A 15,015-nucleotide genomic window follows, 5' to 3' on the forward strand; every position below is an offset into this window, starting at 1 on the left:
TGACCGTGTTTTATCGAGTGACCTGTGCCCGGATCGTTCAATAAAAATTACCGATGGTTGTGTTGCGGGCAGGGCACCGGCATTTATCGAGGGGCATATATCTATCTATGTCACTGCAGCCATGATGCGGCGCTAGGTTAGGCACTCACTGACCTGCAGAAGACCAGATATGGCCCGCCACACCCCCCCGCTGAATGCCCGCGATACCACACTCAGCGACCTTGAGTCGCTGGAACTGGTGCATGGCCATATGCCCAAATGGCTGCTGGGTGCCGATCCGCACACCATCACCGCACTGGATGCCTCTATGGCCCATAGCCGCTTCTATCACGGCCTGGTCGGCAAGAAGTTCGGTGAGCTGCAAAGTGTCGAGGCTTATTGCGGGGCGTTGCTGGCGGTCGCGGTCATGGGCGAATTCGGGTCGTCACTCAATATCCACAACGATTACCTGGCAGTGGTGCATGTTCACCTGATTACCGACGACACCCTGCTGAGCACCGTTCGGCACTACCTGGTGCGTGACGAACCCAAGACCCTGCTGTGGGCTGCCCTGCAAAATTTTTCGGCCGGGGAGACCCATGAAGACGGCTTCAACCCGCAGAGCCAGATTCGCCTTGGAGGGCAGGCAGATCATGTCAGCCCGCTCAGGCCCCATCACTTTGCCGCGCTGTGCCGCCGGCTGGATCTGGGGCTCAAGTACCAGCAGTACCTGGAGCATTCTCTGGGCGTTGACGCGTCGGGTACGCCGGGGCCTGCGCACCTGGCTACCCAGGCCAACCTGCGCTGCCTGAAAACCCATGACATGGCGGTCGACGCCCATGTCGCCTTCCTGAAGAAAAAAATCAGCCAAACCGCCTACACGACAATCCTTGCCACGCTGGCCCGGCCCGAAAGCACCACCCATCCTCCCGGGGTGCAGCTGGATGGCAAGCCGCTGGTGTTCAGCGCGCTGACGATCCTGGACACGCCAATCGACGGGGTGGTGATTTTTTCTGCGGATACCTTGCTGCTGCATCCCGGCAACCGGCTGATCGCCTATATACCCAATGATCCGCTGGCGCCTTTTTTCGAGTTCAGTTCCTTGCAGGTATTCACCGATGAATTGAAACACCGGCTGCTGGACCCGGCCTATGCGAAGTTCTTTGCGCAGTTCACGGCCTTGAGCGTGCGCCCGTTGTTTATCCAGAAGCTCCAGGCCCGCCCCGAACACTTGAGCCTGACCGCAAGCCCCCAGGCCATAAGTGCGGCGCACTACCTGTGTACCGTGCAATTGCGCAACATGTTTGCCGATGCACAGCTGCTGGCTGTACCGACCGGCGTACTCGACGAACGCGAGCGCGAACAGCGCTGGCAGCTGTACAAAACGGCAGGGCTGTTGCTGATAAACGTCGCGGCCCTGTTTGTACCGGTTCTGGGCGACCTGATGCTGGCGGTGGCAATCGGCGACATGCTCAAGGAAGTCTATGAGGGGGTCGAGGACTGGACCCAGGGCGATGTCGATCATGCCCGCGAGCACCTGCTCAATGTCGCCAGGGATCTGGCCGTCAACACTGCCGTTGTAGCCGGGGTGGCTGCCGTGCGGGCTGCAGCCAGGCGCCTGAGTGCGGCCACCCTGGCGCACTTTGAAGGTTTTGAACCCATTAGCCGCGATGACGGCACGGCCCGGTTATGGAACAAAAACCTAGAGCACTATGAGCACGGTGCCGTGGGTGAACACCGTTTTACCGTCGACGGCCAGGGGCTTTTTCGTATCAACGGCATGGAGCATGTGGAAGTGAGCGGCAAGCACTATCCCGTCGAGTTCGATGCCGTGCGCCGGCAGTGGCGCATACCTCATCCACACCGGCCCCAGGCGTTCAAACCAGCATTGCTGCACAACAACAAAGGCGCCTGGCAACACGTGCATGAGCGGCCGCTGGAGTGGGCCGACAGTGCCACCTTACTGGGACGCCTGGGGCCTGAAGCCGCAGCCCTTGACGCTCAAACGCTGGAGCATGTGCGTGAACTGACCGACACCCACCCGGATATCTTGCGCCGTGTCCATCTGGACAACCTGCCTGCACCGCCCTTGTTGAACGTCACCCTCAAGCGCTTTGTGATCGACCACCAGCTCGATACCTTTGCCGGGCAGATGAGCAGTGGTCAATACGCCTCCCGGCGCTGGACCGACCTGCAGTTGCAACTGTTGCCCTGGTTACCGGGCTGGCCTGAGGGCAAGGGGCTGGCCGTGGTCGACGAGATGGGTAATCGCCTGGCGCAATACGGCAGTACAGGATGGCCGACTTCCTCGCATATCAACCTGACGGCATCCGTTCTTGAGCAAGGCCAACTGCTGGATGCCGTACTGGCCGCCTTGCCCGAAGCCCAGGCCAAAGCGTTGCTGGGCAACGAGCTGGCGGGCACGCCCGCATCGGCGCGCGCCTTGGCCCGAGAGCTGGGCAACTATGCACGGGAGCACAAGCGTCAGGTATTCGAGCAACTGTATGAGCGTTTAAACCAGTCCCTGGCACCTGAAGCCAAGGTCATCGAACGGGATTTTCCGGGATTGCCGCGCACGGTGGCGCAGGCTTTGGTCGCGTCGGCCAGCAACCCGCAACTGGAAGCCTTGCGTGCAGGCAAGGTGCCCCTGGCCCTGGCCGAGCGGGTGCGGGTACATCTGCGCGAAGCGCGGTTGAATCGCGCTATCGAGGGGTTTTATCTGGGTTCGCAGGCCAATGATGATGCCGAACGACTGGCCCTGCATTACTTCGAGCAACTGCCCGGTTGGCCTGCCGACAAAGCGCTGGAGATTCGCGAAGGCACGCTGTCCGGTGCCTTGATTCACCTGTGGGACGGCGTGCTGACGACGCCGCCGCGAGTGCTGGTCAAGACGCCCAGGGGGTATATGCACTACAGGCCGCGTGGCGCTGGATACATTCTTGAGCCGGGTGCTCCTGTACCGCTGTCGACGGCGCTTTTCCAGACCTTGACCGACTTTGAACGCAATGCAATGGGCTTTGCTTCAAGCCAGGATGCGTCGTCGTTCAACGCGGCCTTGGCCAAACTGGCCAGCAATGCCCGGCAGGAGTCAGCTCAGGTGCTGGGCATGCAGCCGATCAAGCCGGGTTTCAAGGCCCCGGTTGTCCTGGCTGACGGGCAAATGGGCTATCCCTTGTGCGGGATGACGTCGGGTCCCCACTCCTGGGAGCTGCAGCGCCGTGTGCGCATGATTTACTCCGACTTCGATGATGAACAGGTCATTGAGTACCTTGACGGTCTGGTGGGGCGGGGAGTCGAGCCGCTGCATATCCTGCGCGAACGCAAGCGCGAGAGAAGGGCGCTGCTGACCAGCCTGCAAGCGTGGATCGATGCCACGCCCAGCGATGTGCCGTTAGCGGACGCCATGCACGACTACGCCGAAAACCGCTACCAGGCAGCCGGTCTGATCGAGCGCTGCTGGCGCAAGAGCCCGACCCATATCCCCTGGGCACACAACGAGGACATGCACAGCCTGAGCCTGGATGGTTTTCGCCTGGGCAACTTTCCGGAGCTGCCCGCGGTGGCCGACTTCAGCCATGTGCGGGAGTTGAAACTCAATAATATGAACTGCCGGGACACGGCCAGCAGGTTCCTGGAGCATTTCAGCGGGCTGGTGTCGCTGGAAATGGACAACAACCGCATGGTTCATTTGCCTGCACAGCTTGAGCGCATGCCCAACCTGCGGCGTTTGTCCCTGGCGCGCAACCTGCTGTACCTGAACCCCGGCAATGTTGCCGTGCTCAATACCCTGAGCAAGCTGCAGGTGCTCAACCTCAATGACAACCTGCTGGGCCCCAACCTTGCATTGAGCCATCTGGGATTCCTGCGCCGGGTGTATCTGCGCCGGACCTGGATCGACCACTGGCCACAGGACCTGATCTCCAGACCCTTCCTGGAGTCTGCGGACCTCAGGGAAAACCGCATCGTCGAGATTCCGGAGCATGTCTATCAGGCCCCCCTTGCCGTGACCCGCAACATCTCCCTGACCGGTAACCCGTTGTCGGCCGCCAGCCGCCTGCGCCTGGCCCGCAATGCCATGCAAGGTGGCAGCAGCATGGGCATCAACAGCGAAGAGTTGATGAGTGAAGCGGCGGCGTTCGAGTTCTGGACAGCGGGTATCACCACCCAGGAGCTGCGTCGAAGGGAGTTGCTGTGGAACAGCTTGCGGGCCGATGCGGCCTCGGAAGACTTTTTCACCGTGCTCAGTCGCCTCACCGCCACCGCAGATGCCCGCGAAGTGCGTCAGGACCTGAGCCGGCGGGTCTGGGAGATGATCGAGGCGGCCAATGACAGCTCGGTATTACGCCGCGATGTGCTGGACATAGCCGCTTCACCGCGCAGTTGTACCGACAGTGTGGCTTTCACGTTCAGCGAGATGGAGGTGCAAATGGAGCTGGCGGGCCTCTCCCAGGAAGGCTCGCCGCAAAAGCACCAGTTGCTGGGGCTGGGCAAGGGGCTGTTCAGGCTCGACAAGGTCGCCAGGATTGCCCATGAACATTATCTGCTGCGCCTGGCGCAGGCCGGCCCGTTGCCTGATGAACTGGAAATACACCTGGCTTACCGGATTGGCCTGGCGCGGGCCCTGGAGCTGCCGGGGCAACCTGAAAGCATGGTGTTCAAATCCCTGGCCGGGGTCACCCGGGAGGACCTGGATATCGCCCGGCTTGAGGTCGAGCGGGCCGAGAAAACCGCTGCCCTGAATATTTTTATCAGCACCCGCCAGTTTTGGCGCGAATACCTGATCCGCACTAACAGGCCGCAATACAGCGCCTTGACCGAGCCGTACTTCGAGGCCCTCAGCGAGTTGTTGAAGCGCTCGCCGGAAATGAACAGCGAGCGCTACCTGCGTGAGGTCGGTGAAGTCCGTCAGCGCATGGACGCTGCGGTCGATGTCTGGAGCTTGCAAATGACCGAGTCACTGCTGGCACCCAGGGCATCCCATGATTCCCCCACTACAGCCCTTTGATCAGTGCCCGCAGGGCAAACCGGTTGGGCAGGCAGGCTTCGGCGACAGCTCTGGGCAAGGGCAGGGGCTCATCGTTGATCCACGCGGCCAGCAGCTCGCCGGACAGTGGCGCGGTAATCAAGCCGCGGGAGCCATGGCCGCTGTTGACGTACAAGCCGTCGAGCCACGGGCAGGCCGTGTCGGGGACTTGCCGGGCATCCTTGCGCAACACGCTATAGGCGCTGGCGAATTGTTCCGGGTCCGCCAGCGGGCCGACGATGGGCAAGTAATCCGGGCTGGTGCAACGGAACGCGGCCCAGCCCTGGAGGGTATGCGGGTCGAGCTGTTCGTCACCGAGGCGGTGGGCCAGATCCGGGGATATTTCCTGCAGCAGGTCAAGGTTGCCCTGATGGCCTTCGGGGGTGGTGGTCAGGTCTTCGTTATGGAAGTCGAAGCTGGCGCCCAGGGTATGTTCCCCCAATCGACCGGGGGCAACATAGCCTTCGGCACAGACCACGGTTTTCAGCACGGCGCTGTCAGGAGTTTCAGCCAGCTGGGTGATTTGCCCGCGAATCCGCTTGAGCGGCAAGCCGCTGCTGGCCGGGAAGCGTTTGACCTCGGCTGCACCCGCCAGGATCACCACCGGCGCACTGGCCAGTAGCCGATCCTCGTGGCATGCCTGCCACTGGTCGTCGACCTTGTGCAGTTGCACGACATCACTGTGGGTCAGGACCTGAACATTGGGGTGCAGGGTCTGGTAGTGGCACAGCGCAGGGGGGTGTACCCAACCGCCTTCGGGGTAGAACAGCCCGCCGTGGGCCAGTTCGATTCCGGCCAGGGCTTGTGCCTGGGGCTGGTCGAGCAGATGCACCAGTGCCGGGGGGAATGCCGCGGCCAGTTGCGCCTGACGCTGAGCTTCCTTGGCATCGAAACCCAGTTGCAGCACGCCGCAATCATCCCAGTCGCGCCCGCGTTGCAGGTGTTCCAGCAGGCGACGGGTATAGCCGAAACCACTGACAATCATCTGCGACAGGGTCGTACCGTGGGCAGAGAGTTTGAGATAGAGAATGCCCTGGGGATTGCCTGAGGCCTCCTTGGCCAGCCGCTCATGGCGCTCCAGCAATACCACCTGCCAGCCGCGCCGGGCCAGGCTATTGGCGCTGGCGCAACCCGACAGGCCGCCGCCGATCACCAGGGCCTTGCGCGGGCCTTCAACCCGGGGCGGGCGGGCAAACCAGGGTTTGACCGTGGGGAGCACTGACTGATTTTCCGGCAACCCGACAAAGGTCCCGCGCAGAATCTCCCACTTATGGCCGATGCCCGGCGTGCGGCGCATCTTGAACCCGGCCTCGTTCAACGCCCGGCGCACCCAGCCGGTACTGGTGAAGGTGCTGATCGTTGACCCGGGCGCGGCAAGGCGCGCCAGCTGCGCGAACAGTTCGGGGGTCCACATGTCGGGGTTTTTCGCCGGGGCAAAACCATCGAGAAACCAGGCATCGATTTTGCCGTCGAGCTGCGGCAATTGCTCCAGGGCATCCCCGATCAACAGCGTGAGCGTGACTCGGCCATCGGCCAGGGTCAGGGTCTGGAAGCCCGGGTGGATGGCAACATAGGCGGCCAGCAATTGCTCGCTGAACGGCGCCAGTTCTGGCCACAGCGCCAGGGCGCGCTGCAGGTCATCACGGGTGAGCGGGTATTTCTCGACGCTGACGAAGTGCAGGCGGGCCTCGGGGTGTGCGTGTTGTTCGAACAACTGCCAGGCGCATAAAAAATTCAAGCCGGTGCCGAAGCCGGTTTCGCCAATTACCAGTTGGGTATTGGCCACCAACGCGGCGAAGCGTTCTGCGAGGGCGTTCTGTTGAATAAAAACATAACGGGTTTCATCAAGGCCCGACTTGTCTGAAAAGTACACGTCGTCAAACACCCGCGAATGGGGGCGGCCCTGGTCATCCCAGTCAATCTGGGCATTGGCAGTTTCAGTAGTCATGTGCAGCTCGGCAACGGCAAGGCCGCCATTCTAGCCGATCGCTCAGGCTGGGACTGATCCATGACAGGTTTGCGTGGTTTCTTCCTACATAAAACAGAGCAATCCGCTAGGCTTGTGACATCTTGCCAGGGAGCTTTCCATGTTCGAATCCGCTGAAATCGGTCATGTCATCGATAAAGAAACCTACGACAGAGAAGCTCCCGCCCTGCGTGAAGCCTTGCTTGAAGCCCAGTACGAACTGCAGCAGCAAAAGCGCTCTGCGGTCATTGTGCTGATCAATGGCATAGAAGGTGCCGGCAAGGGCGAGACGGTCAAGCTGCTCAGTGAATGGATGGACCCGCGGCTGATCGAGGTACGCACCTTTGATAGCCAGACCGACGAGGAACTGGCCCACCCGCCTGCCTGGCGCTACTGGCGCCAGCTTCCGGCCAAGGGGCGCATGGGCGTGTTTTTTGGCAACTGGTACAGCCAGATGCTCCAGGGCCGGGTTCACGGCCTGTTCAAGAATGCCGTCCTGGACCAGGCAATTGCCGGCGCGGAGCGCCTGGAAAAAATGCTCTGCAATGAAGGCGCGGTGATCTTCAAGTTCTGGTTTCACCTGTCCAAAAAACAAATGAAGGAACGCCTGCAAACCCTCAAGGACGATCCGCTGCACAGCTGGCGCATCAGCCCGCTGGACTGGCAGCAATCGAAAACCTACGACAAGTTCGTGCGTTACGGCGAGCGGGCCATCCGCCGTACCAGCCGCGATTATGCCCCGTGGAATATCGTCGAGGGCATGGACCCGCATTACCGCAGCCTGACCGTCGGCAGGATTCTGCTCGACGGACTGCAGGCCGCATTGCAAACCGCCAAGGTCGCTGCCCGGCCGGCCGGGGTGCCGCCCTTGCCGGACAAACAGGGCGAGTTGACCCTGCTCGACTGCCTGGACATGACCCAGCATCTTGAAAAGGACGACTACCAGGAACAGTTGATTACCGAGCAAGCGCGCTTGTCGGGGTTGATGCGTGACAAGCGCATGCGCCGCCACTCGCTGATTGCCGTGTTTGAGGGCAACGATGCGGCCGGCAAGGGCGGCTCGATCCGCCGTGTGGCCGCTGCGCTCGACCCGCGCCAGTACAGCATCGTGCCGATTGCCGCGCCTTCGGAAGATGAGCGGGCGCAACCCTACCTGTGGCGTTTCTGGCGTCAGGTGCCGGCACGGGGCAAGTTCACCATTTTTGACCGTTCCTGGTATGGCCGGGTGCTGGTAGAGCGGGTCGAGGGGTTTTGCACCCCGGCGGACTGGATGCGCGCCTACGGCGAGATCAATGATTTCGAAGAACAGCTCACGGCGGCTGGGGCAATTGTCGTCAAGTTCTGGTTGGCCATCGACAAGGACACCCAGCTTGAACGCTTCCAGGAGCGTGAAGAAATCCCGTTCAAGCGCTTTAAAATTACCGAGGAAGATTGGCGCAATCGCGAAAAATGGGACCTCTATCGCACGGCGGTTTGCGACATGGTTGACCGCACAAGCACCGAAATCTCGCCCTGGACCCTGGTGGAAGCCAACGACAAGCGCTGGGCACGGGTCAAGGTACTGCGCACCATCAACGAGGCCCTGGAAGCGGCCTTTGCCAAGCGCGACAAGCACGACAAGAAGCTCAAGAACGACAAAAAGCCCAAGAAAAAATAGCGCCCCGCACGCGGTATATATCTACCGCAGATGCCTGCCGCGTTTCTGTTCAGATCAGGTGACTTAAGGTCACCTGGGATGAACGCGCTAATGACTGCAACCTCGCATACCCTTGAAGCTGACGATTATGTCTCATTCGGCAGCCTGTCCCCCCATTTGCCAGGCACGTTGCGCGAGCGAAAAGTCGCGCGTTATGAGGCGAGCCTTTTGGCATTCCTTGGCGATGAAACGCAACTCCCGGGCCGATTGAGCGTTTACCGGGAGGCCCATGAGCAGCTGCAAGCCCATCTGGCGGGCAGCCTGAAAGCAACGGATGCCCTGGTCGTCGGGCCACCGGTTTTGACCGCCGACTTCTGGACGCGGCTGGACGCCGAGGGCCTGAGCTTGTTGCAACGCTTGTCGGCGAGCAGATCGGGAGCGCTGTTGGCCGAAGCGCAATTGCAAGTCCATGAAGGCCGTTTGTCCGCACAGGGTTACGAGCTGCTCAAGGAAGTGGTCAGTGAACCCTGGTCCGCGCTTCGCGGTGACAGCACGGTGCGCGTCTGCGATGTATCGCTGGGCAGCTCGCAGCGTTCCTACCTGCTGCTGGGGGCGATGGTGATGACCCGCCAGCCGGCGCTTGACGATCATCAGGCTGATGAGCGTGTGTACCTGTTTGTCCCGGGGCTGGCGGGTGGTTTGCATGCCTTTGGTTCGGTGGCCCAACTCAAGGTCGCGTTGGCCCGTAGCGTGCGGGCCGACCCGGACGGGTTCTGGCTTGGCCATGTGTCGCTTAAAAGCCGCGCCGGCGCTCGGGCCGCGATCAGCGTTGAGGCTGGCGACAACCCGGTGATCCTGCGTGTTCTGGATGGCCACGCATTCAACCTGGGAGTCGAAGATCAGATCGCCAGCTATCAGGAAAGCGCCGCACTTATGGCCGGTGGTCAATGGTTGTATGACCAGTCCACGCCAGAGCAGTCCCTTGAGCGCTTGCGCCTGGAAACCGCGCACAACCTGATGGCGCCTGGCAATGAGGCTCGTGTGCAAGCCATTGATCAAGTGGCCGAACAATTGCGTACGGCCCGGGCCACCCAGCAATTGCCTGACTGGTTGCTGCAGGTGCCGGCCGAAGCCCGTAGCGGATATGCCAAGGGCTTGATGACCTACGCGCGCAATGCCGCCTGGCTGGAACAGGACCTGGCCCACAGCCTGCCTTCATTCGAAGTGTTTACCCGCGATACCCTGGCCGACCGCCTCAAGGCCGACCTCAAGCGCACCCTCAATCCTGACGCAGTCAAGGTCGACATGCCTGATAGCGTGACTGTTGAGGTGGTGCAGACCGGGGACAGGCCCGAGCGCCCGCATCTGGCGGGGGATACCTCGGAAAGCATCGCGATCACCGATTTTTCGACGCGCGATGACGTCAGCCTCAGCCGCCACACCATCAGCCTCTCGGCCCTGGCCCGACATAATATCGATGCCGAAGATGAGCAGCAGATGCTGCGCCTCAAGCACAGCCAGTTCACGCTCGATGGCCTGGACACCCGGGCATTGGGCATCGACCTTGAGTACCTGCTCAAGACCCTTCCTGAGCTGGATGTGGCAACGCACTACAACGTCAGGATTACCGACGCTTTTTTAGGCCGCACGCCGGCGGGCAGTCAGCCAGGAGCTCCCGATATTGCCAGGCGCCTGGCGGTGTTCAGGCAGGCCATCAACCTTGAAGCCTGGGCCGCTCGCCAACAGGGCCACCTGTCTGCAGCGGGGCTACGGCTGTTGCAAGCCGCTACCAGCGCCAGCAATGGCAAACAAACAACCAGCGGCGAATTTGACATCGAGTATCGCTACACCTTGTTGCGCTCACCGATCCGCGGGGACGGTTCCTACACAGAGCAAGGGCTGACAGGCTTGTCGGTGGTGCATGACAAAACGTCGGAGCTGACGCTGATGTATTTACCGGGTGCGCCGGGGAATCAGAAATTTGTTGAGGACACCAGCCTGCAAGGGCTCAGGTCGCGGCTGGCCAACCTTGTGCTGCTTGACCGACGCCTGCTCGACTATCTGGCGCGTAGCGCCAGCGCAGGTTCCGACCCGGCGCGCAATGTGCAGAACATCAATGCCATCTTGCGCAGCTCAGACCACGGGTTCCTGATTATTGACCCGGTCAGGGCGCCGCACCTGTCCCTGACTGACATGCAGTACATGGCTCGCATGGGCAAGCTCAGGGAGCAGGTCGACATCGCCTCCAGAACGGCCCTGGAAATCCAGCGCCGTCAGCTGGAACGCAGTGCGGAGCGTGAGCTGGGCTATGTGAAACTCGGTTTGTCGGTACTTCCGGGGATTGGAACGGCCATCGCTGCCTATGACGGCTGGCATGACGCCAATGCAGCGGTGAACGCCTTTGCCCGGGGGGATTACAAGGCTGGCGCCAGCCTTTTGTTTTCTGCCACGCTCAACCTGGGCGAAGTGATCCTCACGCTGGCACCACTGGTGGTCAAGCCGGGAGCTGTGGGCACAGTACTGAGTCATGTGGAACAGGTGCTTGGCCAGGCCGGATCCACCCTGTATGACGTGGGGCGGCGAGCCAGCAAGGCCTTGCAGAAAAAGCGCCTGGGCGACTGGTTGCCTTCGATCAGTACGGGCAAGTCCTGGCAGAGCAAGGCGTTCGAGGGGTATGAGGTCAATGTCCGGCTTTACGATGCTGTAAGGCTTACGGGCAAAAACGAAAATGTCTTCTTGCTCAACCAGCGCATGTACATCCAGGTCAATGACAAGGTGTATGAGGTGTACCGTCGTGCGGGTGAGCAGACCTTGCGGCTGAAGGCCCGCCCGCCGAAAAACTATGAGCCTCCCGTTCGGCAAAATGCCCGGGGGGAGTGGGAATATCATCTCGACGTGGGGGGCAAGGGCGGTTCACCTTTTTCTGAGCTGGACGAGGTGATTGTCGATTCGACCCCGGTCACCCCCACGCGCAAGGTCCCGGCCGGTTACGAGGTGCCGCCGCAGATTGCCCCGGCACCGCTTCCTGCCGTGCGCCCGCAGGGCATTGAATCTATGGATCGCGTGGTGATTGGGCAGCGCGATTTGTTTATCTCACGGGAACTGGACGAAGTGGGCGGCTACGGGATTTTCCGCATGGATCCTGCTGATCCGGCCAGGTTGCAAGCCCAGGGCACTCTGACTGCAGAAGGTGTCTACCGGCTCGTTGACCAGCCCGGCTCTGCAGTTGGCGGAATATTTGAAGAAATTGCTGAAGATTTTGTCCTGATGGACAACAAGTTTTATCGGGTCCGGCTCGACACCGATCAGTTGTCCTGGAAGGTCGTGCGCAAGGGAGACGATGGAACAAGCGCATTATTTATCGAAGCTGACGGCGTGTTCGACCCTGTCACCCAGCGGGTGGTCATCGGCAACTGGCACCTGACCCCCCAACTGGGTGAGCATCCGCATCTGGAGACACTTGTGCGCCAGGCCTTTGATTTGCCTGCAAGCGGTCATGAGTATCAAGTGCATACCTTCTTGCGCAACTACACGCGCCAGATCGTCAAGTCAGTGGATACCCAGGTCATGCGTGCACCTGATGTGCTCGAGCTGGAGCGACTGTGCGAGCAGAGTTTGCACAGGCAGCAGTTTCCCACAGGACGACTGGATGAAGCTCTGACGAGCATGGCAAACAAGCAGCCCCTGCCGATCTGGGCGCCTGTATATGATGAGCTCCAGGGGTTGCGCACGGTGCTGCCGACGCCATCGGGGAGAATTTACAATATGGAGGTTGCGCGGCAACTGAACAAACATATGTTGATTCGTACAATGGATGTCGAGGTCATGGCTTTGCTGGACAGTTACGCAGCATTGCGCAGTGGTGTTATCGCGACCCATGCCACACGAACCACACTGTCGAAAAAGATCTTGCAAGTTGTCATGACAAATCGTGGCTATACGCGCCTTGAAGGTGGCAGGTACAGGCGCGGCTCCATCGGTTTGGGCATGGTTTTCAGGGGCCCTAATGGCGATGTGTACCTGATGAAAATCAGGCATCTGCAGCCCACAGGCAGTTCGTGGGGCAAAATAACCTTTGAGCGCAGTTCGTCCGGCAGCTCGATAATGATGTCTGATGACTGGGTGGACATCGTGGCACAACGCTCAATCACCGAGGTGCCTTTCAACCCCGCCGCCGTTGCGGTCCTTCAAGCCAAGGCCGATGGACGGTTGTTCAAGTTGATTGGCACCATCACGCCTGACAGGGGCGTGATGGTATTCAAGATTGCAGGCCCTGCCGGCGTACCAAGCCCGGTCGCGCAGGCCCTTTAGCCGTGTTTGCCGGTGCCCAGCATGTTCTCGGGGCGTACCCACTGGTCGAACTCGGCATCGGTCAGGTAGCCCAGGTCCAGGGCTGCCTCACGCAGGGTCAAGCCTTCTGCGTAGGCCTTCTTGGCGATTTCGGCAGACTTGTCATAGCCGATATGCGGGTTGAGTGCGGTCACCAGCATCAGGCCGCGTTCCAGGTGCTCGGCCATTTTGGCGGCGTCTACTTCAAGGCCGGTCACGCAGTGTTTCTGGAAGTTGCTGCAGCCGTCCCCCAGCAACTGGATCGACTGCAACAGGTTGTGAATGATCACCGGTTTGTAGACGTTCAGTTGCAGATGCCCCTGGCTGGCGGCAAAACCGATGGCGACGTCATTGCCCATGACCTGGCATGCCAGCATGGACAGTGCTTCGCACTGGGTCGGGTTGACCTTGCCCGGCATGATCGAGCTGCCCGGTTCATTGGCGGGCAGTTTGATTTCCGCGAGCCCGGCACGAGGGCCGGAGCCCAGCAGGCGAAAGTCATTGGCCAGTTTCATCAGGGTCACGGCCAGGGTCTTGAGGGCGCCCGACAGCGTGGTCAGGGGTTCGTGGCCGGCCAGTGCAGCAAACTTGTTCGGCGCGGTCACAAACGGCAAACCCGACAGTGCCGCCAGCTCCGCGGCAATCGCTTCGGCAAAGCCGTGGGGTGCATTGAGCCCGGTGCCCACGGCAGTGCCGCCCTGGGCCAGCTCGCAGACTGCCGGCAAGGACGAGCGAATGGCCTGCTCGGCGTAGTCCAGTTGCGCGATATACGCTGACAGTTCCTGGCCGAAGGTGATCGGTGTGGCATCCATCATATGGGTGCGGCCGGTCTTGACCAGTTTCATGTGCCGGGCCGACAGCTCGGCCAGGCCACCCGCCAACTCGCTGATGGCGGGCAGCAAATGATTGTGCACTGCCTTGGCGGCGGCGATATGCATGGCGGTGGGGAAGCAGTCATTGGAGCTTTGCGAACGGTTGACATGGTCATTGGGGTGGACTGGCGATTTGCCGCCACGGCCCTTTCCTGCCAGTTCGTTGGCGCGGCCGGCGATCACTTCGTTGGCGTTCATGTTGCTCTGCGTGCCGCTGCCGGTTTGCCAGACCACCAGGGGGAACTGGTCGTCATGTTCACCGTCGAGCACTTCATCGGCGGCCTGTTCGATCAAGCGGGCGATATCGGCAGGCAAGTCACCGTTGCGGTCATTCACCCGCGCGGCGGCTTTTTTGATCAAGACCAGGGCATGCAGGACCGCCAGCGGCATTTTTTCGTTGCCGATGGCAAAGTTGATCAGTGAACGCTGTGTCTGCGCCCCCCAATAGGCCTCATCGGCCACGCTCACTTCACCCAGGCTGTCGGTTTCGATACGGCTCATCGTCTCTTTCTCCTCAAGGTCTGACCAGACAGCTTAGGCGCTGATTGGGGGCAGGGGTTCAATCTTGTGTTTTCGACGCTTTTGGTCGGCTGATGAGAACGTCTATCAGTCTCGGGGTTGAGTGACAGACTTTATTAGGCGCAGAATGGCCGCCCTTGGGGTTGAACCTCGCTTGCTAGAAAAGGAAACTCGATGACCCGTCTTCGCGCCATCTGTACAGCGGTTGCTCTGGTTTGCGCCAGCGGCCAGGTTTTCGCCGATGCAGCCAGCCACGCTGCCAGTGCTGAAACGTTCCTGAAACTGGCACATGCCGATAAGCTGGGTACCCCGGTGTATATGCAAGTGCAGCAAATGTTTGCTCAGCGTTTTGAGCAAACCAAAGCACCAGCCGCCAAGAAAGCGCTGCTGGAAACCTACCAGGCCAAGGCCAACACCGCTCTGGACCAAGCGATTGGCTGGGACAAGCTCAAGCCGGACATGGTCAAGCTCTACACCACCAACTTCAGCGAATCCGAGCTCAAGGACCTGGTAGCGTTCTACCAGTCGCCACTGGGCAAGAAAGTGCTGGAAAAAATGCCCCAGCTGACTCAGCAATCGGCGCAAATGACCCAGGCCAAGCTGGAAAGCGCAGTACCGGTCGTCAACAAGCTGTTGGCTGACATGACTGCCGAGCTGGAGCCAAAAGCGGCCCCGGCCAAAAAGAAGTAAG

The 15,015-nt window shown here is 60.7% G+C and carries 6 protein-coding genes; 4 read left to right on the forward strand and 2 right to left on the reverse strand.

What is annotated here, in order from left to right; genetic code table 11:
* Nucleotides 1-169: 169 nt before the first annotated feature.
* A complete protein-coding gene (locus tag BFC21_RS00975; RefSeq protein ID WP_120265514.1) occupies nucleotides 170-4,984 on the forward strand; it encodes an NEL-type E3 ubiquitin ligase domain-containing protein in 4,815 nt (1,604 codons plus the stop codon).
* Here the strand turns inward: BFC21_RS00975 and mnmC are convergent.
* On the reverse strand, nucleotides 4,971-6,950 hold the full coding sequence (gene mnmC / locus BFC21_RS00980) for a bifunctional tRNA (5-methylaminomethyl-2-thiouridine)(34)-methyltransferase MnmD/FAD-dependent 5-carboxymethylaminomethyl-2-thiouridine(34) oxidoreductase MnmC (RefSeq protein WP_088379425.1): 1,980 nt from the start codon (nucleotides 6,948-6,950) through the stop codon (nucleotides 4,971-4,973). The genes BFC21_RS00975 and mnmC overlap by 14 nt on opposite strands.
* Nucleotides 6,951-7,089: 139 nt before the next feature.
* Here mnmC and pap point away from each other — a divergent pair, with 139 nt between their 5' ends.
* A complete protein-coding gene (gene pap / locus BFC21_RS00985; protein ID WP_088379426.1) occupies nucleotides 7,090-8,625 on the forward strand; it encodes a polyphosphate:AMP phosphotransferase in 1,536 nt (511 codons plus the stop codon).
* Between the two features lie 90 nt (nucleotides 8,626-8,715).
* The gene (locus BFC21_RS00990) at nucleotides 8,716-12,915 is read left to right on the forward strand and encodes a dermonecrotic toxin domain-containing protein (RefSeq protein ID WP_120265515.1); all 4,200 of its coding nucleotides are present in this window, start codon (nucleotides 8,716-8,718) and stop codon (nucleotides 12,913-12,915) included.
* Here BFC21_RS00990 and BFC21_RS00995 read toward each other — a convergent pair.
* The gene (locus BFC21_RS00995; RefSeq protein WP_088379428.1) at nucleotides 12,912-14,306 is read right to left on the reverse strand and encodes a class II fumarate hydratase; all 1,395 of its coding nucleotides are present in this window, start codon (nucleotides 14,304-14,306) and stop codon (nucleotides 12,912-12,914) included. The two genes, BFC21_RS00990 and BFC21_RS00995, sit on opposite strands and share 4 nt — an antisense overlap.
* Nucleotides 14,307-14,498: 192 nt before the next feature.
* Between BFC21_RS00995 and BFC21_RS01000 the strand changes: the two genes are divergently transcribed.
* Nucleotides 14,499-15,014 carry a DUF2059 domain-containing protein gene (locus tag BFC21_RS01000; protein WP_016780231.1) on the forward strand — a complete coding sequence of 172 codons (516 nt, stop codon included), beginning with the start codon at nucleotides 14,499-14,501 and terminating at the stop codon, nucleotides 15,012-15,014.
* Nucleotide 15,015 lies beyond the last annotated feature (1 nt).

The organism is Pseudomonas sp. TMW 2.1634 (assembly GCF_001703595.1).
In the GTDB taxonomy this organism is placed as follows: Bacteria; Pseudomonadota; Gammaproteobacteria; order Pseudomonadales; family Pseudomonadaceae; genus Aquipseudomonas; species Aquipseudomonas fragi.